This is a genomic window from Sulfitobacter sp. SK011, from assembly GCF_003352065.1.
Classification (GTDB): Bacteria; Pseudomonadota; Alphaproteobacteria; order Rhodobacterales; family Rhodobacteraceae; genus Sulfitobacter.
Genome location: NZ_CP025803.1, coordinates 757,807 through 779,246, shown reverse-complemented (window position 1 = coordinate 779,246; position 21,440 = coordinate 757,807). Strand labels below are relative to the sequence as shown.

At 54.3% G+C, this 21,440-nt stretch carries 24 protein-coding genes; 11 read left to right on the top strand and 13 right to left on the bottom strand.

The window, feature by feature from the left end; translation table 11 throughout:
- Positions 1-41 precede the first annotated feature (41 nt).
- Both C1J02_RS03710 and C1J02_RS03705 read left to right on the top strand, forming a co-directional pair.
- A complete protein-coding gene (locus C1J02_RS03710) occupies positions 42-2,021 on the top strand; it encodes an ATP-binding protein (protein ID WP_114877265.1) in 1,980 nt (659 codons plus the stop codon).
- Positions 2,022-2,044: 23 nt separating this feature from the next.
- Positions 2,045-2,479: a response regulator gene (locus tag C1J02_RS03705; protein ID WP_114877263.1), complete on the top strand. Its 435-nt coding sequence runs from the start codon at positions 2,045-2,047 to the stop codon at positions 2,477-2,479.
- Between the two features lie 195 nt (positions 2,480-2,674).
- On the opposite strand, the gene groL is transcribed toward C1J02_RS03705, so the two are convergent.
- The 3 genes from groL to C1J02_RS03690 form a co-directional block, all read right to left on the bottom strand.
- The gene (gene groL / locus C1J02_RS03700; protein WP_114877261.1) at positions 2,675-4,324 is read right to left on the bottom strand and encodes a chaperonin GroEL; all 1,650 of its coding nucleotides are present in this window, start codon (positions 4,322-4,324) and stop codon (positions 2,675-2,677) included.
- 72 nt (positions 4,325-4,396) lie between these two features.
- Positions 4,397-4,684: a co-chaperone GroES gene (locus C1J02_RS03695; RefSeq protein ID WP_114877259.1), complete on the bottom strand. Its 288-nt coding sequence runs from the start codon at positions 4,682-4,684 to the stop codon at positions 4,397-4,399.
- Between the two features lie 324 nt (positions 4,685-5,008).
- On the bottom strand, positions 5,009-5,689 hold the full coding sequence (locus tag C1J02_RS03690; RefSeq protein WP_114877257.1) for a DUF2161 domain-containing phosphodiesterase: 681 nt from the start codon (positions 5,687-5,689) through the stop codon (positions 5,009-5,011).
- A 54-nt stretch (positions 5,690-5,743) separates the two neighbouring features.
- Here C1J02_RS03690 and C1J02_RS03685 point away from each other — a divergent pair, with 54 nt between their 5' ends.
- The 7 genes from C1J02_RS03685 (at position 5,744) to C1J02_RS03655 (ending at position 11,130) form a co-directional block, all read left to right on the top strand.
- Complete coding sequence (locus C1J02_RS03685) at positions 5,744-6,097, top strand: MmcQ/YjbR family DNA-binding protein (protein ID WP_114877255.1); 354 nt, start codon at positions 5,744-5,746, stop codon at positions 6,095-6,097.
- A 90-nt stretch (positions 6,098-6,187) separates the two neighbouring features.
- Positions 6,188-7,108: a manganese-dependent inorganic pyrophosphatase gene (locus tag C1J02_RS03680; protein ID WP_114877254.1), complete on the top strand. Its 921-nt coding sequence runs from the start codon at positions 6,188-6,190 to the stop codon at positions 7,106-7,108.
- A gap of 102 nt (positions 7,109-7,210) precedes the next feature.
- Positions 7,211-8,083, top strand: coding sequence for a TIGR01459 family HAD-type hydrolase (locus C1J02_RS03675; RefSeq protein WP_114877252.1), 873 nt, complete (start codon positions 7,211-7,213; stop codon positions 8,081-8,083).
- Between the two features lie 89 nt (positions 8,084-8,172).
- The gene (locus C1J02_RS03670) at positions 8,173-8,616 is read left to right on the top strand and encodes a MaoC family dehydratase (protein WP_114877250.1); all 444 of its coding nucleotides are present in this window, start codon (positions 8,173-8,175) and stop codon (positions 8,614-8,616) included.
- A gap of 80 nt (positions 8,617-8,696) precedes the next feature.
- Positions 8,697-9,629 carry a bifunctional riboflavin kinase/FAD synthetase gene (locus C1J02_RS03665; RefSeq protein WP_114877248.1) on the top strand — a complete coding sequence of 311 codons (933 nt, stop codon included), beginning with the start codon at positions 8,697-8,699 and terminating at the stop codon, positions 9,627-9,629.
- Positions 9,626-10,096: a YcgN family cysteine cluster protein gene (locus C1J02_RS03660; protein ID WP_114877246.1), complete on the top strand. Its 471-nt coding sequence runs from the start codon at positions 9,626-9,628 to the stop codon at positions 10,094-10,096. The genes C1J02_RS03665 and C1J02_RS03660 overlap by 4 nt, the downstream gene beginning before the upstream one ends.
- Positions 10,096-11,130, top strand: coding sequence for a low specificity L-threonine aldolase (locus C1J02_RS03655; protein WP_114877244.1), 1,035 nt, complete (start codon positions 10,096-10,098; stop codon positions 11,128-11,130). Before C1J02_RS03660 ends, C1J02_RS03655 begins: the two co-directional genes overlap by 1 nt.
- Here C1J02_RS03655 and C1J02_RS03650 read toward each other — a convergent pair.
- Entirely contained in the window at positions 11,127-11,900 is a 774-nt protein-coding gene (locus C1J02_RS03650) for an alpha/beta fold hydrolase (protein ID WP_114880351.1), read from the bottom strand. The two genes, C1J02_RS03655 and C1J02_RS03650, sit on opposite strands and share 4 nt — an antisense overlap.
- A 26-nt stretch (positions 11,901-11,926) precedes the next feature.
- Positions 11,927-12,523, bottom strand: a complete 597-nt coding sequence (locus tag C1J02_RS03645) for a 2-hydroxychromene-2-carboxylate isomerase (RefSeq protein ID WP_114877242.1) — start codon at positions 12,521-12,523, stop codon at positions 11,927-11,929.
- A gap of 104 nt (positions 12,524-12,627) precedes the next feature.
- Here C1J02_RS03645 and C1J02_RS03640 point away from each other — a divergent pair, with 104 nt between their 5' ends.
- Positions 12,628-13,647: a ribose-phosphate pyrophosphokinase gene (locus C1J02_RS03640; RefSeq protein ID WP_114880350.1), complete on the top strand. Its 1,020-nt coding sequence runs from the start codon at positions 12,628-12,630 to the stop codon at positions 13,645-13,647.
- A gap of 20 nt (positions 13,648-13,667) precedes the next feature.
- Here C1J02_RS03640 and C1J02_RS03635 read toward each other — a convergent pair whose 3' ends face one another.
- From C1J02_RS03635 to C1J02_RS03600, 8 genes are all read right to left on the bottom strand, one after another.
- Positions 13,668-14,018, bottom strand: coding sequence for an H-type lectin domain-containing protein (locus C1J02_RS03635; RefSeq protein WP_114877240.1), 351 nt, complete (start codon positions 14,016-14,018; stop codon positions 13,668-13,670).
- Between the two features lie 116 nt (positions 14,019-14,134).
- A complete protein-coding gene (locus tag C1J02_RS03630; RefSeq protein ID WP_114877238.1) occupies positions 14,135-14,572 on the bottom strand; it encodes a F0F1 ATP synthase subunit epsilon in 438 nt (145 codons plus the stop codon).
- 14 nt (positions 14,573-14,586) lie between these two features.
- Complete coding sequence (atpD, locus tag C1J02_RS03625; protein ID WP_114877236.1) at positions 14,587-16,011, bottom strand: F0F1 ATP synthase subunit beta; 1,425 nt, start codon at positions 16,009-16,011, stop codon at positions 14,587-14,589.
- 22 nt (positions 16,012-16,033) lie between these two features.
- Positions 16,034-16,909 carry a F0F1 ATP synthase subunit gamma gene (locus C1J02_RS03620; protein ID WP_114877234.1) on the bottom strand — a complete coding sequence of 292 codons (876 nt, stop codon included), beginning with the start codon at positions 16,907-16,909 and terminating at the stop codon, positions 16,034-16,036.
- A 14-nt stretch (positions 16,910-16,923) separates the two neighbouring features.
- Positions 16,924-18,462 carry a F0F1 ATP synthase subunit alpha gene (gene atpA, locus C1J02_RS03615; RefSeq protein ID WP_114877232.1) on the bottom strand — a complete coding sequence of 513 codons (1,539 nt, stop codon included), beginning with the start codon at positions 18,460-18,462 and terminating at the stop codon, positions 16,924-16,926.
- Complete coding sequence (locus tag C1J02_RS03610) at positions 18,463-19,023, bottom strand: F0F1 ATP synthase subunit delta (protein WP_114880349.1); 561 nt, start codon at positions 19,021-19,023, stop codon at positions 18,463-18,465.
- A gap of 374 nt (positions 19,024-19,397) precedes the next feature.
- Positions 19,398-19,715, bottom strand: a complete 318-nt coding sequence (locus tag C1J02_RS03605; protein WP_114880348.1) for a DUF3775 domain-containing protein — start codon at positions 19,713-19,715, stop codon at positions 19,398-19,400.
- 103 nt (positions 19,716-19,818) lie between these two features.
- Positions 19,819-20,565, bottom strand: a complete 747-nt coding sequence (locus C1J02_RS03600; RefSeq protein ID WP_114877230.1) for a methyltransferase domain-containing protein — start codon at positions 20,563-20,565, stop codon at positions 19,819-19,821.
- Between the two features lie 63 nt (positions 20,566-20,628).
- Between C1J02_RS03600 and gloB the strand changes: the two genes are divergently transcribed.
- On the top strand, positions 20,629-21,396 hold the full coding sequence (gene gloB / locus C1J02_RS03595) for a hydroxyacylglutathione hydrolase (protein ID WP_114877228.1): 768 nt from the start codon (positions 20,629-20,631) through the stop codon (positions 21,394-21,396).
- The last annotated feature ends 44 nt before the right edge of the window (positions 21,397-21,440 follow it).

Genomic DNA, 21,440 nt, shown 5'->3' with positions numbered 1-21,440 from the left:
TTTTTAAGATGACCTTAATCGACGCGCCTTAAGCAAATCCCATGAGAAAGCTGCATTCACAAAAGACAGGTCTGTTTGACCAGACCCATAGAATCGCAATCCGGTTGCGGATTGTGTTTATCTCGATTGGGTTGGTAACAGCCGTTGCTGGCATCACCGCCATGCTTCAAGCCAAGACAATTCTCAATGCGCACAATGAGTTAAGCACATCTGCCCTGCCGATGCTGACTGTTGCGCAAAGTACAGAAAGAAGTCTGAGCGCAATGTTCTTGGTGCTAGAGAACATCACTTCATACCAATCTGCTTCCGATCTGATCAATGCGAAGTCTGAGATTAGAAGAAAGACCGAAATCGTTCGTCAGAACCTCAATGCGTTGAACAATTTCGACATTTCCGGACAGGTGGCAACCGATCTGGCAGGGCAGCTGGACGTTGCAGAAGCATCGTCGTTGCATGTTCTTGAGCAAAAGTCTGAGCTCTTTGCACTCCAGGACCAAATTCAGGAAACTCTTGGGCGGGTCTTGGTTCTCCAGGTCAAGAGCCACCGTATCCTTGATGATTTCGCTTTCGACTTCACAAACCAGATGGATGATCTGATCCGCACGGCACAATCTGTGAATGAATTTGACGTCAGGGCGCGCTATGATCGGATAGACCCACTTTTTGTCGCTTCGTTGAATGTAAACGCGATCAGTTTTGGTCTTGATGACGTTATTTCGATGATCAGAAGCCAAGTTGAGGCAAATGGATCGGCGAAGTCCGACAGAGTTCCACTACAGATAAATGCAAAGCTGAGTGATATCATCAATCGGCTGTCATATTTACCGCCAAGTGCTGCGCGGCGTGATCTTGCAAGCCAGATATCAATGTTGCGTGACATCGTCTCCAGAGATGCAGGCATATTTGCCCGACTTCAGTCGCAACAGAAGTTCCAGGAGGAATTCGAGGCAAATCGTGCGACACATCTGCGCTTGATCCCTGAAATTTCGAACATGTCCGACGATCTGGTCGCGCGAACGCTACTGAAGCTCGACAGCACATCAAAGCAATTGAATTTGGCTGTTTACCAACTTGCCTGGGTTGTCGCTGGCGCGTTTCTGGGTGTTCTGATTACAGTCGCGTTGACCAACGAGATTGTCATAAATCGGCAATTCAACCAAAGAATTCAGATGTTGAACAATTCAGTGTCAGCCATTGCCAAAGGTGAGCTTGATCACTCTATTTCAGTATCTGGACCAGATGAATTGGGCGACATGGCCCGCGCGCTTGTGATTTTCAGAAACAACGCCGAAGACCTTCAGCGGTCGAACATTGAGCTGGAAAAATTTGCCTATATTGCGGCCCACGACCTGCGATCCCCCCTGCACGCTATTCATGATCTTGCCATTTGGGCCATTGAGGATGAGGACAGCGTTCTCAGTGAACAAAGCCATGAATACCTGGCCCTGTTGCAACAAAGGGTCGAGCGGTTGAAAAAACTGCTCTACGATCTGCTGTCCTATGCACGTGTCGGTCAAAACGAACCTGATGCCGAAGCTGTCAACTTAACCGAACTTGTAAAAGAGCAGGCGCTTTTTGCTGATCCGGACAACCGCTATCACATTCAGTATCAGGGTTTCGATGGCGATATTTTGATCCAGTTGACACCGCTGCAGCAAATCATTGGCAACCTCTTGAACAACGCGGTCAAGCATCATGACCGCCCTGAAGGCAAAATAACTGTGTCGGCTGAAATCAAGAATGACGCGCTCGTCCTGATTGTCGCGGACGACGGGCCGGGGATCGAGGCGTGCTATCAAGGGCGGGTATTCGAGCTGTTTCAAACACTGCGATCTCGCGACGACGTCGAAGGCAGTGGTCTGGGGCTCGCCATCGTCAAAAAGCTGGTCTCCCGCAGGAAAGGGCAGATTGAGATGACCTCGGATCCAACTGTCCGGCGCGGGACTTCGTTCAACATTACGCTGCCATTGTTTCAGACCCAAAGAATGACCGTTAACCAAACCAGCGCTGCGGCCGCCTGAGCGGCTAACAAAAGGAAAGACCGATGCATAAACGTACCCGAGAGGCGAAATTTCTGATCGTTGATGACGACAAGGTAAGCGTTATGGCCATGCAACGCGCCATGCGAAAACTGAAGATCGTCAACGACACTGAGATTTGTGTTGATGGTCAGGACGCGCTTGATTTTCTCCAAAATAGCTCAATGCAATCGGCCGGGCTGCCGCCCTATATTGTCATGCTCGACCTCAATATGCCGCGCATGGGCGGGTTGGAATTTCTGGATGCCATCCGCGCTGATCCTGCGCTTTCAAAAGTGGTGGTATTTGTCTTCACCACATCTGACACCCCGGACGATGTACGCTCCGCCTATAGTCGAAACATCGCTGGATATATTGTAAAAGAAAATCCATCCGAAACTTTCGCAATCGCGCTGGATATGCTGGAAACGTATGGGAGGATCGTCGAGTTGCCGGTTTAGACGCATCAATTTGCGGAAACACTAGGGTCTGACGACTGCACTTTGGCTGGAACTCATCCGATCAAATGCAAAGAGGCGCGCCGTTTGTTGGCGCGCCTCTCTTATCTAAGCACGTTGGCCGATATTCCTATCTCATAACTTCCCGACGGAAAGAATGATAGGCAACAGGAGGTTCTGCGATGCAGAACCCGCCATTTACATCATGCCGCCCATGCCGCCCATGTCAGGCATGCCGCCGCCCATGCCAGCGCCGCCGCCATCTTTCGATGGACGATCTGCAACCATGGCTTCGGTGGTGATCAGCAATCCAGCGATAGATGCCGCGTCTTGCAATGCTGTGCGCACAACCTTTGCCGGGTCAATGACGCCAAACTTGAACATGTCGCCATATTCTTCGGTCTGGGCGTTAAAGCCATACTTCAGGTCGTTGCTTTCACGGATCTTGCCTGCAACAACGGAACCGTCAACGCCGGCGTTTTCAGCGATCTGACGCAGTGGCGCTTCAAGAGCCTTACGTACAATCGAAATACCAACGTTCTGGTCGTTGTTTTCGCCTTTCAGACCCTCGAGGTGCTTACCGGCCTGAACCAAAGCAACACCACCGCCAACAACGATGCCTTCCTGAACCGCAGCGCGGGTTGCGTTCAGTGCGTCATCGACGCGATCCTTACGCTCTTTCACTTCGGTTTCTGTCATGCCACCGACGCGGATAACAGCAACACCGCCTGCCAGTTTGGCAACACGTTCCTGCAGTTTTTCACGGTCGTAATCAGATGTGGTTTCTTCGATCTGGGTCCGGATCTGCGCCACACGTGCCTGGATTTCGGCTTTCTCACCGGCACCATCAACGATTGTGGTTTCGTCCTTGCTGATTGACACCTTCTTGGCAGAACCAAGCATGTCCATCGTCACAGATTCAAGCTTCATGCCGAGGTCCTCGGAAATCACCTGACCACCTGTGAGGATCGCAAGATCTTGCAGCATCGCTTTGCGGCGATCACCGAAACCGGGGGCCTTGACGGCTGCAATCTTCAAACCACCACGCAGCTTGTTCACCACCAGTGTTGCCAGCGCTTCACCTTCAACATCTTCAGCGATGATCAGCAAAGGCTTTTGCGACTGAATAACCTGCTCAAGCAAGGGCACCATTGGCTGCAAAGAAGAAAGCTTTTTCTCGTGCAGCAGGATAACCGCGTCTTCGAGATCAACGGTCATCTTGTCAGCATTTGTGACAAAGTATGGTGACAGGTAGCCGCGGTCGAACTGCATGCCTTCAACCACGTCTGTCTCTGTTTCCAGACCTTTGTTCTCTTCAACGGTGATAACACCCTCGTTGCCGACTTTCTGCATCGCGTCTGCGATCTGGCGGCCGATTTCGCTTTCGCCGTTGGCAGAGATTGTACCGACCTGCGCAATTTCATCGCTGTCTGATACGTCACGCGCGGCGGCTTTGATGGATTCAACTACTTTGAGCGTTGCCAAATCGATACCGCGCTTGAGGTCCATTGGGTTCATGCCCGCAGCAACAGATTTCAGGCCTTCCTGAACAATGGCCTGCGCCAGAACTGTTGCAGTTGTTGTACCGTCACCGGCTTCGTCATTGGTCCGGGAAGCAACTTCCTTGACCATCTGCGCGCCCATGTTTTCGAACTTGTCTTCCAGTTCGATTTCTTTCGCCACAGACACACCGTCTTTGGTAATGCGCGGTGCGCCGAAAGATTTGTCCAGAACCACGTTACGGCCTTTGGGGCCGAGCGTGACTTTTACCGCATTTGCAAGGATGTTCACACCCTTAAGCATTTTATTGCGGGCATCGGTGTCAAATTTGACGTCCTTAGCAGCCATATTTTCTCTCCATAAAACTTGTAATTGATGTCAGCGTTCGTGGGCAGGTTAGAAACCCGCCATCCCCTATGTTCAGGAGATGATCCCCATGATGTCGCTTTCTTTCATCATCAGCAGCTCTTCACCTTCGAGCGTGACTTCCGTGCCGGACCATTTGCCGAACAGAATTTTATCACCAGCTTTAACAGCCATCTCGATCAGCTCGCCGCTGTCTTTGCGTGCGCCTTCGCCTGTGGCGACAACTTCGCCCTCAGAGGGCTTTTCCTTGGCGGACTCAGGAATGATCAACCCACCAGAGGTTTTTTCTTCGCTCTCCGTGCGGCGTACCAGCACGCGGTCATGAAGCGGTTTTAATGCCATCTTTGCAGCTCCTTAAGGCTCAAAGTTTCCTTCCAAGCCTGCCATGCCCGTGTGGAATGGTCAGGCGTTATCACTCAGCATGTGCGAGTGCTAACGGCGCATAGGTAGGGATCAGAAACGGGGCTGTCAACTGATCCTTTGCGAAAAATCGAAGGCATTTCTTGGAAAGGTTTGAGTTCGATTTGATGCACGGCATGTGGTTGTCAGCAATAGCGACTTTGCCGCTTACAAATAACGTGTAGATTCAGGGCGTCACCCTCTTTGGACGGTCGCCTGCCCACAGAAATCATTCCCGGTCCCGGCCGACAATCGCTGCTTGTCTCGTCACCTCGCGCCAAGAATGCGTGGTGAGGTCGCGACCGCCTCTGCCCCAATTTGGGTCAGCCCGTAAACCCCTTTTTCGACCTTTTCAAACCAGCCATAGTGATTATCGCGCATGATTCTTGTGGCCGGCTGCACGCCCGCAGCCTTTGCAACATCGGCCCCCTTACTCGCGCCTATTTCGAACAAATAGAGCGCGCATTTCAATGCATCCTGTCGGTACGCCGTCACCAGCCCTGCCCGGGTCTGGCCGCCATCGTTGGGGTCACCTTGGCGTCGGGCAAATTCGCGCAACAATTGCGCCTGACGTTTGGTCGATTTGCGCGGCGCATAAGGTCCGGGGTCGCAATGTACCTCAACCAACCCATCGGACAGCCGCACAGTGATCAGCCCCAAACCCAACCGCCGGGCCAGTGATGTATTGTCTTTGACAGCCTTCGCGAACCGCTTGCCCGATTGGCGCGCGACAGCAAGATACACGTCGTCCGACACTTTAAGGCGCGCGATGCACTGATGAAAAAGGGCCAGTGAAAATCCCAGCTTCAATTCAACAACCAAAGGCGGTTCTGCGCCCCTGACGGCCACCACGTCTGCCGCCCCGACTTCGGATTTGACGACATACCCCTGATCCTCCAGAAACGACTTGATCGGGGGATAGAGATCGGTTTCGCGTGCGCTGCTCATGGGTGGAAAGCTATCAGTATTCCCAAGCCGATGAGAACCCCCTAACCTGCCGCTATGACCCGTGATGAATTCAATCTGTTTTGTGCCAGCCTGCCCCATACCACCCATGTGGTGCAGTGGGGCAATTCAGATGTGTGGAAAATTGGCGGCAAGTTGTTTGCCGTTGGTGGTTGGGCCGAAGGGCGTGATGCGTTCACCTTTAAAGTGACCGAATTGGCATTTGAGGTCCTGTCGGACAGCCCCGGCTTGCGCCCTGCCCCTTATTTGGCGTCACGTGGCATGAAATGGATACAACAGTATGACAAACCGGGCCTGTCAGAGAGCAGCCTGCGCGACCACATCCGCGCCTCATATGACATGATCGTTGATGCGCTTCCTAAGAAAAAGCGCGCCGAGCTTGGGCTCTGATGCCGCATTGCAGCAACGATTGGGTGACAAGCGATCCCAACCTGCTATAACGCCCGAAAATCCGCTCTTTCAATTTCAGGACGCACCCCTATGACCACCCTCGTATTTGGCCACAAATCTCCCGACACCGACAGCACCGGCAGCCCGATCATCTGGGCCTGGTATTTGAATGAAATAAAAGGGGTGCCCGCGAAACCAATGTTGCTAGGCGAACCCAATACCGAAGCGTTGTTCATGCTGGATCACTGGAATCTGACCAAACCCGAAATGCTCACGGATTTGGAAGCAGATACTAAGGTGGTGATCGTAGACACCAACAACCCTGCTGAATTGCCCGACAATATCGGTGAGGCGGACATTACAGGCATCATCGACCACCACCGACTGGTGGCAGGTCTTGAAACGCGCGGCCCGATTGAGATCAACATCCAACCGCTCGCCTGTACAGCAACGATCATGTACAAGATGATTGGCAAAGATTGGGCGCAGGCCCCCCGCGAAATCAAAGGTGCCGCGCTGTCATGCATTTTGTCTGACACGCTCGAATTCCGCAGCCCCACCACCACCCAAGAGGACCGCGCCGTGGCGCATGCCCTTGCGGATGATCTGGGTGTTGATATCGCATCTTATGCGGCAGATTTGTTTGCTGCTAAATCGGATGTTTCTGCGTTCTCTGAGACGGCGCTGTTGCGGATGGACAGCAAGGAATTCGATCTGGACGGTACCAATCTGCGGGTTTCGGTTTTAGAAACCACATCCCCTGCACCCCTTTTGGCACGCAAGGATGCGTTGATGGCCGCGATGCCCGGCGTTGCAGAGGAAGACAGCGCAGCGCAGGTTTTGCTGTTCATTGTTGATATCCTGAACGAAGAAGCGACGCTTTTGGTGCCAAACGATGTGGTCAAGCGTATCGCTGAAGTCAGCTTTGGCGCGGAAGTTTCGGGCGATACCGTGGTGTTGCCCGGCATCATGAGCCGCAAAAAGCAGATCATCCCGAATCTGAAGATGTGATCAGGATGGCGCGCGCCGTGATTGGGCCGCGCCATCCCCCCCTGTTCCATCCGCCCGCGACTTCACGTATGGCTGCCCAGTAACAATCGCGGAGCACTGACCATGACACGTATCGTCGCAACCCTCGCTGATATTTCCGCGCAGTATGATGCTCTTTTTGTGGACCTTTGGGGTTGCGTGCACGATGGGGTAAAAGCGTTGCCAGACGCGGTTGCAGCTTTGCAAGTCTATCGCAAGACGGGTGGCAAAGTTGTCTTGGTCACCAATTCGCCACGGCCCCGCGCCGGAGTGATCAAACAGCTGGCTCATTTCGGCGTGCCGGATGATGCGTGGGATACCATAGCGACATCGGGCGATTCAGCCCGGTCCGCAATGTATCGGGGCGCAGTGGGCAACAAGGTCTGGTTCATTGGTGAGGACCGCGATCAGAAGTTTTTTGAACCGCTCGGCTTGCTGGAAAACCCGGTCTCAATCGAACAGGTCCCGTTGGATCAGGCCGAGGGGATTGTCTGTACCGGCCCCACTGATCCGATGGCCGATCCCGCGACCATGCGTCCGCAGTTCCTGCTGGCAAAGCAAAAGGGGTTGAAACTGCTTTGTGCGAACCCGGATATTGTCGTGGACCGGGGCGAGGTGCGCGAATGGTGCGCGGGTGCTCTGGCGGCACTTTATACTGAAATGGGCGGTGAGAGCCTTTATTTCGGGAAACCGCATCCACCGATCTACGATCTGGCCCGCCGGCGGTTGGCAGCGCTTGGACGCGATGTGCCTGATGACCGCATTTTGGCCATCGGGGATGGAGTGCTTACCGATATCAAAGGGGCGTTGGGCGAAGACATTGATTCCCTTTTCATCTCTGGCGGTCTGGCTGCATCAGAAACCAAAACTGGCTTTCAACCAGACAAAGATGCATTAAGTCATTATTTAGAAAAAGAAAAATCAACGCCGACATACGCAATTGGCTTCCTTCGGTAGAAAATTTATACTTGATTTTCTGCGACTGCAAAGTAATAAAGTTACCGATACATCAATTGAGACGTTACTTTATTGCTTGAAGGTGAGACATGTTGGATAATCTACCGCGCGGCACAATCTGCATCGAAGACATCGAAATTGGCATGACCCGCTATCTGAGCAAAGTTGTGTCCGACGAAGATATCGAAATGTTTGCGCAGGTTTCTACTGATCGCAATCCGGTGCATCTTGATGATGATTATGCGCGAGATACGATTTTTGAAGGCCGGATCGCGCATGGTATGTTGACCGCCGGGTTGGTGTCGGCGGTAATCGGTGAACAACTGCCCGGGCACGGAACGGTATATCTGGGCCAATCGTTAAAGTTCCTGGCCCCCGTGCGCCCCGGCGACCTTGTCTATGCCGAGGTGAAAGTCACCGACATCGAATTTTCCAAGCGCCGGGTTAAAATGGATTGCCATTGCGCCGTGGACGGGAAGAAAGTGTTGGTTGGCGAAGCGACAGTGTTGGCTCCATCGCGTAAATTCGACTGAATTCCAAGTAAAATTATGCAAGCCCGCGAGAAGTGGCGCTGCATCTTGCCACTGGCCTGCGTCAAGGCTAGGCAAGTCATATGCGGATCGTCAGAGACTATCACTTCATAGAACAGCAAGATCGCGGCGCAACAGCCGCGATTGGTAATTTTGATGGTGTGCATTTTGGCCATCGTTCGGTGATTGAACTGGCGTCAAAGGCGGCACCCGATGCGCCATTAGGTGTAGTCACGTTTGAGCCGCACCCCCGCGAATACTTTGCGCCCAACAGCCCGCCCTTTCGCCTTATGGGCCGCGATGCCCGTGCGTCACGGTTGGAAAAACTTGGTGTTGAGCGGCTCTACGAGTTGAGCTTTAACGCGGCCCTTGCGGCGCTTAGCCCCCGTGAGTTTGCAGGCGATGTTCTGCGTGACGGCCTTGGTCTGGCGCATGTCGTTGTGGGTGCCGATTTCTGTTTTGGAAAGGGTCGCGCAGGAACGGCGCAAGACCTTGTGCATTTTGGGGCCGAGTTTGGCTTTGGCGTGACCATCGCCCCGCTGATGGCGCAGGACGCACAAACCGTTTCTTCCACAGCGATCAGGCAGGCGCTGACGGCTGGCAAGCCCCGCGATGCAGCGGCAATGCTGGGCCATTGGCACCGCATTGAAGGGCCGGTGATCAGTGGTGAGCAACGCGGTCGTGAGCTGGGTTATCCCACAGCAAACATGTCTATTGACGGGCTGCATCCGCCTGCGTTTGGGGTCTATGCCGTGTTGGTTGATGTGCTTGAGGGACCTTTCAAGGGCAGCTATCAAGGGGCAGCAAGCCTTGGCGTGCGCCCGATGTTTGGCGAAAACAAAGCCAATCTTGAAACATACCTCTTTGATTTCAAGGGCGACCTATATGGCACACCACTGTCTGTCGCCTTGGTCGAGTACCTGCGTGGCGAGGAAAACTTTGACAGCCTTGATGCACTGATCACCCAAATGGATGCCGATTGCGCGCGCGCACGCAGTATTCTGGCCGCCCTATGAGCGATCCAATTGCACGCGCCGGGTTGGAAAAACGGTTCTGGGAAAAGAAGCCCCTGAACAAGATGTCGCAAGTGGAATGGGAAGCGCTTTGTGATGGCTGCGGCAAATGCTGCCTCAACAAACTTGAGGACGAAGACACCGAAGAGGTCGCGCTGACCCGTGTGGCCTGTCGGTTGTTGGACGATGCGACATGTCGCTGCGTGCACTATGAAAACCGCCATCAGTTTGTGCCCGATTGCATTGTGCTGAAACCCGACAACCTTGACACCCATGCCTATTGGATGCCGCAGACCTGCGCCTATCGTTTGTTGTGGCAGGGTAAGCCGCTTTATGATTGGCACCCTTTGATCAGCGGCACGGCGCAATCGGTGCATGATGCGGGTATCAGCGTGCAGGGTAACACTGTTTCCGAATTCGACACCCCATTTGAAGAATGGGAAGATTACATTATTGAGGAGCCGACCTGATGTTTTTCGCCTCTGACAATGCTGGCCCTGTCCATCCACAGATCATGGAACGGATCGTCACGGCAAACGCGGGTTATGCGATGCCATATGGCAAAGACCCGATCATGGACGACGTCACAACGGGGATCAGAACCGCGTTTGAAGCCCCAGAGGCGGCAGTCTATCTTGTGGCGACGGGGACCGCAGCAAATGCACTGGCGCTGGCGACATATTGCCAGCCATGGCAGACGATCTTCTGTTCCGAAGTTGCGCATATCCAAGAGGACGAATGCAATGCACCGGAATTCTATACAGGTGCGGCAAAGCTGACAGTGATCCCCACAGCTGACAAAATGACGCCCGAAGGGTTGGCAGCCGCGATTGAACCGCGCGCGCCGACAGACGTGCATTCCGCACAACGTGGTCCTGTCTCGATCACCCAAGTCACGGAACGAGGATCCCTCTATTCGCTGGAAGAGCTGCGTGCGTTGACGGCAGTCGCCAAGAGCTATGACTTGCCAGTGCATTTGGACGGCGCACGGTTTGCAAATGCCATGATGGCGCTTGGGTGTACCGCGGCAGAGATGACGTGGAAATCAAACGTGGATGTGGTGAGCTTTGGCGGTACCAAAAACGGCTGTATGGGAGTTGAAGCGGTCGTGTTTTTCGACCCCAAGAAGGCTTGGGAGTTTGAGTTGCGCCGCAAACGCGGGGCACATTTGTTTTCCAAACATCGGTTTCTGTCGGCACAGATGGCAGGCTATTTGCAAGATGATCTTTGGAAACAGACCGCCCGGCAGGCAAACGACAATGCAGCCTATCTTGTCGCAGGGCTGCGCAAGGCCGGGGCAGAATTTTTGCATGAACCACAGGCCAACATGGTATTTGCACTTTTCCCGCGTTCAGTGCATCGCAAGCTGACTGCGGCGGGGGCCAAATACTATGTCTGGAAGGGGTCACTGGACGGTGCTGATGATGAAATGGTCGGCGCTCGGCTGGTCTGTGACTGGTCGATCAGCCGCGCAGATATCGACACATTCCTAAGCCATTTTTAACTACGCTCTAGCAGATCACCAATCGCTGAGGCCACCTCATTAGGATGCGTGATTGGTGCCATATGCCCGGCACCTTCGATCACAATCTGCGACGCATTTGGCAGCCGCCGTTCCAAACCATCGTTGATAGCGGATATGGCAGGTAGTGCCTGCGACCCACGCATCAGAAGGGTTGGCATCCTCACCGCATCCAGGACACCGGGTCGCAACAATCCGGCGTTGTCCTCATAGATAAAACCAACCGTATCCGGCACCACATGGATCGCACGTATCATCGCGGCGCGCGACCGTTCCGGGATGTCATCCCACGGCGTTCCGCCACTCCACATTCGGTTAAAGACCCGCGCGGCAAGGGGGCGATTGGACGCCGCAATTGCTTCGACAAACGGGGCGGCGCGTTCATCGTGATCTCGCATTGTGTCCGGTGCATCACGCGATGCCACCGCTAAGAAAACAGGCTCAATCAGCGTCAGGCTGCGTATCTGATCAGGCAGGGTCGCTGCAAGTCTGAGTGCAATCATCGCGCCGAATGAATGACCGATTATATCTATTGGTTCATCGCCGAATGTCGACAGCGCCGCGTTAAAAACCGTAGCGGAGAAATCGCTGCTCTCATCCCAATCGGCGCTTTGGCCATGGCTGGGCATATCGGGGGCCAAGATTGTCACCTCCGGCGAGAGGTTTTTCGCCACACCCGTCCATGCGCCACCAAATGCCAAGGTACAATGCAGGGCCAACACGCGGCGTTGCCCCTGCCCCAGCGTCGTCATATGCGGAACAAAGCCCGCCTGCGGTCTCACAACTTGCCGGACAAATGCAGATCAAGATCCTCGATCTTATCCTGGCCCCAGAACCTTTGATCGCCGACGATATAGAACGGCGCACCAAAAACACCTGCCTCAACCGCATCTTCCAGGTTTCTTGCATAGGTTTCGGCACCGACCAGCAAGCCGGAATCAGCCAATGCAGGATCAAACCCTGCTTCCGTCAGACAGGCGCGTACAACGTCGTCCTCGGCGATGTCTTTTTCATCAGCCCAGACGTTGCGTGTAATCACATGCGCCAGCTTGCCCAGATCGCCGCCGCCCGCATTTTGCGCGGCGATAAAGGCATAGGCTGCAGGAGCACCATTTGTGGGCCAGTGCGCCGGTTTCAGGTTGAAATCCATGCCAAGCTTTTTCGCCTCGCGGGTCAAAGCCTGCGCGTGGTATTCCATGCGGCTGATGTGCCGGTCCTTGGGGGGTGTGCCACCCGTGCGGGCAAACGCTGCGACAATATCAAAAGGTTTGTAGTTGATCGTTGCCCCATGCTTTGCCGCAACCTCTTCCAGTCGTTGCCCGGCCAGGTAGCAATAAGGCGACAGGGTTGCGAAATAATAGTCGATTTGGGCCATTTGGCTCTCCGATTTGTGAGGGTGCAGCTTTGCCCGACGCTAGCGCCATGTTAAGCGGTGTCAACGTCACGATTCTGTCATATCCCGCTGCTCCCGGAGACCTTATGCCACGTACAGCTGAACCGAAACTGATCTCTGGCAATGCCAACATGCCATTGGCAACTGCAATCGCCCGGCGAATGTCGATGCACCGGGGGGTCCACGTCGGTTTGGTTGACACAAGGGTCGAACGGTTTAACGACGGTGAGATTTTTGTCGAGGTCTTTGAGAACGTGCGCGGCGAAGACATGTTCATCATTCAATCAACCTCGAACCCGGCCAATGACAACCTGATGGAGCTGTTGATCATGGCTGACGCCCTGCGCCGGTCATCGGCGGCACGTGTAACGGCGGTATTGCCCTACTTCGGGTACGCCCGACAGGATCGCCGCACCAAGGCGCGCACACCGATCACTGCCAAACTGGTGGCGAACATGCTGGTGGGCACCGGGATCGAACGGGTTCTGACGATGGATCTGCACGCGGCACAGATCCAGGGGTTTTTCGACATTCCGGTGGACAACCTTTATGCCTCGCCGGTCTTTGCCCTGGACATCAAAGACGCGTTCAAAGACCAGATGAGCGACCTGATGATCGTGTCCCCAGATGTGGGTGGTGTGGCACGGGCCCGTGAGCTGGCAAAACGCGTGAACGCGCCGCTGGCGATCGTGGACAAACGCCGCGAAAAAGCGGGCGAAGTTGCTGAGATGACGGTGATTGGTAACGTGACTGGCAAGACCTGCATCATCGTAGACGACATTTGTGATACCGCTGGAACCCTATGCAAAGCCGCCGAAGTTCTGATGGAAGCGGGGGCAAAGGAGGTCCACTCTTACATTACCCATGGCGTTATGTCTGGCCCGGCGGTTGAGCGCGTAACGAATTCAGTGATGAAATCGCTTGTTATCACAGACAGTATCGCACCAACCGATGCGATCAAGAAAGCGGCCAATATTCGCATTGTACCAACCGCGCCAATGTTTGCTCAGGCGATCCTGAACATCTGGAACGGCACGTCCGTGTCATCTTTGTTCGAGGCAGAAACACTGGGCCCGATTTATGATGGAACTTACGCAGCTGAGTGATCTGCGATGCGGGTATGTCGCTAAATCACGTCCCAATCATCTTCGTCTGGCAATTCACCGATGGCTGTCCAGGCAATACGCACCCGTGCCACACGGGTGTCGCCCCACGTGCGAAAGACCATGTCAAAACCAGTATTGGTGATTGCTTCAGCACTGATATCCGCGCGCATCACCGTGACCGCATCCACATCCCACAATGAAAGCGACATCTGAACGCTGGGTTCAGACTTGTACTGTTCGCCAAACGATATGTGTCGTCGGCGTTCACGTTGACCGCGTCCGGTCCACATTTCGCCACCATCTTCGTAATCCGAAAACAGGACGACGTCACCACTGTCAACGCCGATGGTATGATTGCGGAGTTTTTTCATGGATCACATAGAACCTAATAGTTAATCAACATAAGCGACAATGCTCTATACCGTTGGTGCCTCAAACAGGAAAGGCCCCGCTGATGCAGGGCCTTTTGAAATAACCTATAGCCAGATCAAAGGTTCGGTTGTTTCGCGGACAACCCGATCTCGTCACCCATTGCCACCATGTCGGACAGCAATTTGGCCGCGTCATCAACCGGACCCGGTTCATTCTGAAAGTTTTCCTTTGCCTTGGTGTAATGGGCGTGAACATCTTTCATCATGTCATCAAACTGGTCTTGGGTCATATCGCCCTTGGTCACAGCGCGCTCGGCCAGAACCGACACACCACGGCTGCTGATTTCGGCGAAGCCGCCTGTCACAACATACTCCGAAGCACCTGACGGTCCCTCTACCTTGAGAACACCTGGCCGCAGTGTGGTTATTGTCGGCGCGTGATCGGCCATAGCCGTCATGTCGCCATCCGCACCGGGGATCTGCACTGCCGTGACCTCCATTGAGGCCAGCCGCCGTTCCGGCGACACCAGATCGAATTGCATCGTGTCTGCCATTGATTCAGGCTCCCTTAAGCGGCGTCAGCTGCCATTTTTTCAGCTTTCGCTTTCACTTCTTCAATGCCACCCACCATGTAGAAGGCACCTTCAGGCAGGTGATCGTATTCACCAGCCACAACCGCCTTGAAGGACGAGATGGTTTCTTCCAAAGGCACCTGAACACCATCAGACCCTGTGAACACTTTGGCGACGTCAAACGGCTGCGACAAGAACCGCTCGATCTTGCGGGCACGGGCCACGGCAAGTTTGTCTTCTTCGCTGAGTTCGTCCATGCCCAAAATCGCGATGATATCCTGCAAGGATTTATAGCGCTGAAGAACCTGCTGCACGTCTGTCGCAACTTTATAGTGCTCATCACCGATGATCAGCGGGTCAAGTAGACGTGATGTTGAACCAAGTGGGTCCACAGCCGGATAGATGCCTTTTTCAGAAATCGCACGATCCAGAACGGTTGTCGCATCAAGGTGCGCAAACGATGTCGCAGGGGCCGGGTCGGTCAAGTCATCCGCAGGGACATACACGGCCTGAACGGACGTAATCGAACCGTTCTTGGTCGAAGAAATGCGTTCCTGCATCGCGCCCATGTCGGTGGCCAGTGTTGGCTGGTAGCCCACAGCGGAAGGGATACGACCCAGAAGGGCCGAAACCTCAGAGCCCGCTTGCGTAAAGCGGAAGATGTTGTCCACGAAGAACAAAACGTCGGAACCTGTGTCATCGCGGAACTGTTCAGCCAGCGACAGACCTGTGAGGGCCACACGCATACGCGCACCTGGAGGCTCGTTCATTTGGCCGTAAACCAGCGCAATTTTTGACTCTGAAAGGTTATCAGGGACGATAACACCGGATTCGATCATTTCGTGGTAAAGGTCATTGCCTTCACGCGTCCGTTCGCCAACACCCGCGAACACGGACACACCTGAGTGCACCTTCGCGATGTTGTTGATCAATTCCATGATCAAAACGGTCTTACCAACCCCGGCACCGCCGAACAGACCAATTTTACCACCCTTGGTGTAGGGGGCCAGAAGGTCGATGACCTTGATGCCTGTGGTCAGGATTTCGGTGGCTGTTGATTGTGCTTCAAAGGCAGGCGCGTCGCCGTGGATTGAACGGGTTTCTTTCGCGTCAACCGGGCCTTTTTCGTCAACGGGGTCGCCGGTCACATTCAGGATACGACCCAATGTGCCGCTGCCGACGGGCACCTGAATAGGTGCGCCGGTGTCGGTAACTTTGGCACCCCGCACGAGACCTTCTGTGGCGTCCATCGCAATGGTGCGCACAGTGTTTTCACCAAGGTGCTGGGCCACTTCGAGAACCAGCGTCTTGCCTTGGTTGTCTGTGTTCAATGCGTTCAGGATTTCCGGCAGGTTATCCTCGAATTGCACGTCAACGACCGCGCCGATGACTTGGGTGATTTTGCCGACTGCTTTTGCCATGTCGTGTCTCTCCGGTTTTGTCTTACAGCGCTTCCGCGCCGGAAATGATTTCGATCAGCTCGTTGGTGATAACGGCCTGACGTGAACGGTTGTACTGGATGGTCAGATCGTCGATCATCTCACCCGCGTTCCGTGTGGCGTTGTCCATTGCGGACATCCGCGCGCCCTGTTCAGACGCTGCGTTTTCCAACAAAGCGCTAAAGATTGCCGTGGCGACACCACGTGGCAACAGATCAGCAAGAATTGCTTCTTCGCTAGGCTCATAATCGAACAGGGTCGATGCTTCGTCTGCCTCGCCTCCGTCGAATTTCGCAGGAATGATCTGCTTGGCCGTTGGAATTTGGCTGACGACGTTCACGAATTCCGCATAGAAAATCGTCGCGACATCAAATTCCTCAGCATCGAACCGCGCCAGAATATCTTTGGCGATACCCTGTGCGTCGACATAGCCAAGGCGTTTCACCTCAGATAGATCAACGTGCCCGATCAGATATGCGCCAAAGTCCCGGCGCATCTGGTCGCGGCCTTTTTTGCCCACGGTCAGAATTTTCAGCTCTTTGCCTTCGGCCAACAGTTCACGCGCGCGGGCCTTGGCCAGCTTGACAATGTTGGTGTTGAAACCGCCGCACAAGCCACGCTCGGACGTCATCACAACCAAAAGCTGGACTTTGTCGCTGCCAGTGCCTGACAGAAGTTTGGGCGCTGTATCAGAGCCGCCAACAGAAGCGGCAAGCCCCGACATCACAGCATTGAACCGTTCTGTGTAAGGGCGCGACGCCTCGGCAGCCTCTTGCGCGCGGCGAAGTTTCGCCGCGGCAACCATTTGCATGGCCTTGGTGATCTTGCGGGTCGATTTGACCGACGTGATCCTGTTTTTAAGGTCCTTGAGATTTGGCATTGCCTTATCTCTCCTTAAGCGAAGTCAGCTGCAAAACCGTCAATCGCGGCCTTGATTTTATCTTCCAACTCGTCTTTGACCTTGCGGTCATTGTTGGTGATATCTTTCAGCAGATCGTCATGCTTGCCACGCAGATGCGCCAGCAGGCCCGCTTCCCAGCGGCCGACCTGTTTCACGTCAACCTTGTCCAGATACCCCTTTGTGCCGGCATAGATCACGCAGACGATCTCGGCATTGGTCAGGGGCTTGTATTGTGGCTGCTTCATCAGTTCGGTAAGACGCGCACCACGGGCCAGCAACTGCTGGGTCGCGGCATCAAGGTCGGAGCCAAATTGTGCAAACGCCGCCATCTCACGATACTGCGCCAGTGACAGTTTCACCGGGCCAGCGACAGAAGACATCGCTTTTGTTTGCGCGGATGAACCAACCCGCGAAACCGACAGACCTGTGTTCACAGCAGGGCGGATACCCTGATAAAAGAGTTCGGTTTCCAGGAATATCTGACCGTCGGTGATCGAAATCACGTTCGTCGGAATAAACGCAGACACGTCGCCGCCCTGGGTTTCAATGATCGGCAGCGCGGTCAAAGACCCGTTGCCTGCGTCGTCGCCCAATTTCGCCGAACGCTCGAGCAAACGGGAGTGGAGATAGAAAACGTCACCCGGATAGGCTTCACGGCCCGGTGGGCGGCGCAGCAACAGCGACATCTGACGATAGGACACCGCCTGTTTGGACAAGTCATCATAGATGATCAGCGCATGACGGCCATTGTCGCGGAAATGCTCCGCCATGGCTGTTGCCGAATAGGGTGCAAGGAACTGCATCGGCGCAGGCTCGGACGCGGTTGCGGCGACGATGATTGAATAGTCAATCGCGCCGGATTCTTCGAGCTTTTTGACCAGCTGCGCCACGGTTGAGCGTTTCTGACCAATCGCGACATACACACAGTACATCTTTTTGCTTTCATCATCCCCGGCGGCGGCATTTACCTGCGCCTGGTTCAGCATTGCATCAAGAGCCACAGCCGTTTTGCCGGTTTGACGGTCACCAATGATCAATTCGCGTTGGCCACGGCCAATCGGGATCATCGCGTCAACGGATTTGAGGCCCGTCGCCATCGGCTCATGCACAGATTTACGCGGTATAATGCCGGGCGCTTTGACGTCCGCAATACCGCGTTTGGTTGATTTGATCGGGCCTTTGCCGTCAATCGGATTGCCCAGACCGTCCACAACACGACCCAACAGTTCGTCACCGATTGGCACGTCCACGATGGAATTTGTGCGCTTAACGGTGTCGCCTTCTTTGATGTCGCGGTCGTTACCGAAAATAACCACACCGACGTTGTCGGCCTCAAGGTTCAGGGCCATACCCTGAATACCACCGGGAAATTCGACCATTTCACCAGCCTGAACATTGTCCAGACCGTAAACGCGGGCAATACCATCCCCGACGCTCAATACGCGGCCCACTTCGGCCACTTCTGCTTCTTGACCGAAATTCTTAATTTGGTCCTTCAGGATTTTGGAAATCTCTGCTGCTTGGATACCCATTTATCCGACCTCTTTCATTACGTTCTGGAGGGAATTGAGCTTTGAGCGGATCGACGTATCGATCATCTTGGAGCCCACTTTGACGACAAGACCGCCGATGAGGGATTCATCAACGGTCGTTTGGAGTGTTACGGTTTTGCCGGTGGTCGCTTTCAGCGATTTGGCAAGTTTGTCTGATTGTGTCTTGGTCAATGCCTTGGCCGATGTGACCTCTGCCGTGACTTCGCCTTTGTCTTCGGCAATGACATCACGCAGGGTTTTGACCAATTGTGGCAGAACGAACAGACGACGCTTTTGCGCCATCAAGGCCAGCGTATTGGTCATGGTCGGCGACAGCTTCATCTTTTTGGCAAGTGCCGCGATGGCACCGGCCTGTTCGTCACGTGTATAGATCGGGGAATGGATCAGAGCGCGGAAATCGTCACTGTCGGTCAATGCGCCTTGCAAAGCATCAAGATCGGTTTCGATGGCTTTGACCTTTTTGGCCTCTTTCGCCAGATCATAAACGGCTGTCGCATAGCGCTGCGCGATGCCGGTGGAAATCGATGCTGGTTCGGACACGTCCATCCTCTCGTACAAAAAGACCGGGTATACGAACAAAGTCGCGTCACCGGAGTGTTGGCGCGGCTTGAAAAGGTTCAAGACGTCTAAATCAGGGGCGATGTAGCAGACCGTTCCCCACCCCGCAACACACTATAGTGAGGTTTCAAAAGGTGCCAGTGGGTTATTTGTTAAGGTTTGCAAAGGGTGCGACTGTTTGACCGCACTATTTAAAGCGCATGGGCGGCATTTTCCAGGAAAGGCCCGAATCTAGATGGCCATCCCTTATCTCGATGGTCATCCGCCAATTCGGCCAGTTCATAATATTTCTGAACACATTGGCCACTGCCGTCGGCATGCCATCCGGTCCGGATACGACTTGGCCTTCCAGCAGTTTAAAGCAGGTCCTCTTCTGCATCAGACGCAGAGAGCCCCAAGGCCTCAAGCCCGCTTTCCAGATGATCAGCAAAATGCGGTGTTCCCAGCAGATAATCCGCCGTGGGCGTGTTCGCCTCCTGCCTTGCAGTTTCAATGGCTTCGTTCAGCTCTTCCGCCTCAAAACTGCCACGCCCAATCCACATAATGGCGACCAGACTGTGCAATTCGTCTTCGTTCAGAGTTTCCAGAAACCCACGCAGTTCGTTTTCTGCACGATCCACCTCATGTCCATACAGAATAATCTGCGCGACTTTTCGAATTGCAATGTTTAGCATTTTCACCACCTGCGTATTTTAGCTGCGTTAGCACACCATCTCAGATCGTCAGGCGCGCTTCATTGCGCCAAATCAATAAACAACAAAGGACCTGTGATTCTGGTCAAATTGGTTTGGCCTTGGGCTCCGCGATGCCTTCCAGCACATCGATGGCGCGGCGGGCCGTGCTCCGCTCAACGCGGCCCTTGGGTGGATATACCAGCTTGGTGGCCTCAACCATAAACGCACCACCTGCCATCATTGTCGGCATGTGGCGGCCCACCCGTTCCATCAGCCCCGCTGATTGCATCCAGACCCGTTTGCCCGATGGCATCTGATAGAGCGCGCCGATCTGCCGTTCTGGCAGGAATTGGTGTTTGCGCAATTGCGTTTCTAACTGGCCCGGCGAATAGGGTCGGCCATAACCAAACGGCGTGATGTCGCGACGCGCCCAGAACCCTGCCCTGTTGGGTACGATGAAAAGCGCCCTTCCACCCGGCCCCAGAACCCGCCAACATTCCTCAAGCAACTCACTTGGATGTTCAGACGTTTCAAGCCCGTGCAGCAGAACCAGCTTATCCACATGCCCGGTTTCAATCGGCCACATCGTTTCCGCCGTCAGCACAGAGGTGTTTGGCATGCCCGCAGGCCACGGCATCACGCCCTGAGGCCCAGGCATCAATGTCACCACCCGCCGTGCGTCTTTCAGATAGGGCCGCAGCAACGGGGCGGCAAAGCCAAATCCAACGACGGTCTGCCCTTTGGCCTCGGGCCATAATTCCAACATACGGTCGCGCAATGATTTTTGCGCCGCCCGGCCCAGCGCGCTGCGATAATAGAAATTGCGCAGATCTTGCACATCAAGATGCATTGCGGCCCGTCCCAGTGAATGTCACTCTGGTCGCACCTTACCAAAGCAGACAGGAGAAATACCATGCCCTTTGATCTGATCACCATTCCATGCCTGTCTGACAATTACGCCTTTCTGTTGCGCGATCATCAAAGTGACAAGGTTGCCCTGATCGATGCGCCAGAGGCAGCACCCATATTGGCCGAACTGAAAAAAAGGGATTGGCAATTGAGCCAGATTTGGCTGACCCATCACCATCCCGACCATGTTCAGGGTGTTGCTGATGTGCTCAAGGAACATGATGCAAATGTGATCGGGGCCAAAGCCGATGAACACCGTTTGCCGCCGCTCGACCGTAAAGTGGCGGAGGACGACAGCATTACATTGGGCGCTCTGGAAGCACGGGTTATTGATGTGTCCGGCCATACCATTGGCCATATTGCGTTTTATGTGCCAACAGCAAAAGCCGCCTTTACCGCCGACAGCCTGATGGCCCTGGGTTGTGGCCGATTGTTTGAGGGCACGCCCGCGCAGATGTGGGAAAGCCTGCAAAAACTGATGACCCTTCCTGAGGACACGATGATATGTTCGGGCCACGAATATACATCCGCCAATGCAAAATTTGCGCTGACGGTTGATCCGAAGAACACCGACCTTATATCAAGGGCCAAGGACATTGAGGCCGCCCGGAAAAAAGGTGTGCCAACGGTTCCATCGAAACTTGCAACCGAACTCAAAACCAATCCCTTTTTGCGGCCTGCCGATCCGGCCATTCGCGCGACATTGGGGATGCCAGACGCCACTGACACAGATGTGTTCACCGAAATCCGTGCGCGCAAAGATAAGTTCTGAACGCCAAATCATGGTCAAAAAGACTCGCTCACGGCAAATGTGAC

What these genes read in the sequence shown, in the direction of transcription:
- C1J02_RS03645 (WP_114877242.1), bottom strand. Translation starts at nt 12,523, where the DNA reads ATGGCCCAAATCGACTATTATTTCGCAACCCTGTCGCCTTATTGCTAC.
- C1J02_RS03605 (WP_114880348.1), bottom strand. Translation starts at nt 19,715, where the DNA reads ATGCTAAACATTGCAATTCGAAAAGTCGCGCAGATTATTCTGTATGGA.
- C1J02_RS03685 (WP_114877255.1), top strand. Translation starts at nt 5,744, where the DNA reads ATGACCCGTGATGAATTCAATCTGTTTTGTGCCAGCCTGCCCCATACC.
- C1J02_RS03630 (WP_114877238.1), bottom strand. Translation starts at nt 14,572, where the DNA reads ATGGCAGACACGATGCAATTCGATCTGGTGTCGCCGGAACGGCGGCTG.
- C1J02_RS03660 (WP_114877246.1), top strand. Translation starts at nt 9,626, where the DNA reads ATGAGCGATCCAATTGCACGCGCCGGGTTGGAAAAACGGTTCTGGGAA.
- C1J02_RS03695 (WP_114877259.1), bottom strand. Translation starts at nt 4,684, where the DNA reads ATGGCATTAAAACCGCTTCATGACCGCGTGCTGGTACGCCGCACGGAG.
- C1J02_RS03600 (WP_114877230.1), bottom strand. Translation starts at nt 20,565, where the DNA reads ATGCATCTTGATGTGCAAGATCTGCGCAATTTCTATTATCGCAGCGCG.
- groL (WP_114877261.1), bottom strand. Translation starts at nt 4,324, where the DNA reads ATGGCTGCTAAGGACGTCAAATTTGACACCGATGCCCGCAATAAAATG.
- C1J02_RS03655 (WP_114877244.1), top strand. Translation starts at nt 10,096, where the DNA reads ATGTTTTTCGCCTCTGACAATGCTGGCCCTGTCCATCCACAGATCATG.
- C1J02_RS03675 (WP_114877252.1), top strand. Translation starts at nt 7,211, where the DNA reads ATGACACGTATCGTCGCAACCCTCGCTGATATTTCCGCGCAGTATGAT.
- C1J02_RS03635 (WP_114877240.1), bottom strand. Translation starts at nt 14,018, where the DNA reads ATGAAAAAACTCCGCAATCATACCATCGGCGTTGACAGTGGTGACGTC.
- C1J02_RS03665 (WP_114877248.1), top strand. Translation starts at nt 8,697, where the DNA reads ATGCGGATCGTCAGAGACTATCACTTCATAGAACAGCAAGATCGCGGC.
- C1J02_RS03670 (WP_114877250.1), top strand. Translation starts at nt 8,173, where the DNA reads ATGTTGGATAATCTACCGCGCGGCACAATCTGCATCGAAGACATCGAA.
- C1J02_RS03620 (WP_114877234.1), bottom strand. Translation starts at nt 16,909, where the DNA reads ATGCCAAATCTCAAGGACCTTAAAAACAGGATCACGTCGGTCAAATCG.
- gloB (WP_114877228.1), top strand. Translation starts at nt 20,629, where the DNA reads ATGCCCTTTGATCTGATCACCATTCCATGCCTGTCTGACAATTACGCC.
- C1J02_RS03705 (WP_114877263.1), top strand. Translation starts at nt 2,045, where the DNA reads ATGCATAAACGTACCCGAGAGGCGAAATTTCTGATCGTTGATGACGAC.
- C1J02_RS03680 (WP_114877254.1), top strand. Translation starts at nt 6,188, where the DNA reads ATGACCACCCTCGTATTTGGCCACAAATCTCCCGACACCGACAGCACC.
- C1J02_RS03690 (WP_114877257.1), bottom strand. Translation starts at nt 5,689, where the DNA reads ATGAGCAGCGCACGCGAAACCGATCTCTATCCCCCGATCAAGTCGTTT.
- C1J02_RS03640 (WP_114880350.1), top strand. Translation starts at nt 12,628, where the DNA reads ATGCCACGTACAGCTGAACCGAAACTGATCTCTGGCAATGCCAACATG.
- atpA (WP_114877232.1), bottom strand. Translation starts at nt 18,462, where the DNA reads ATGGGTATCCAAGCAGCAGAGATTTCCAAAATCCTGAAGGACCAAATT.
- atpD (WP_114877236.1), bottom strand. Translation starts at nt 16,011, where the DNA reads ATGGCAAAAGCAGTCGGCAAAATCACCCAAGTCATCGGCGCGGTCGTT.
- C1J02_RS03710 (WP_114877265.1), top strand. Translation starts at nt 42, where the DNA reads ATGAGAAAGCTGCATTCACAAAAGACAGGTCTGTTTGACCAGACCCAT.
- C1J02_RS03650 (WP_114880351.1), bottom strand. Translation starts at nt 11,900, where the DNA reads ATGACGACGCTGGGGCAGGGGCAACGCCGCGTGTTGGCCCTGCATTGT.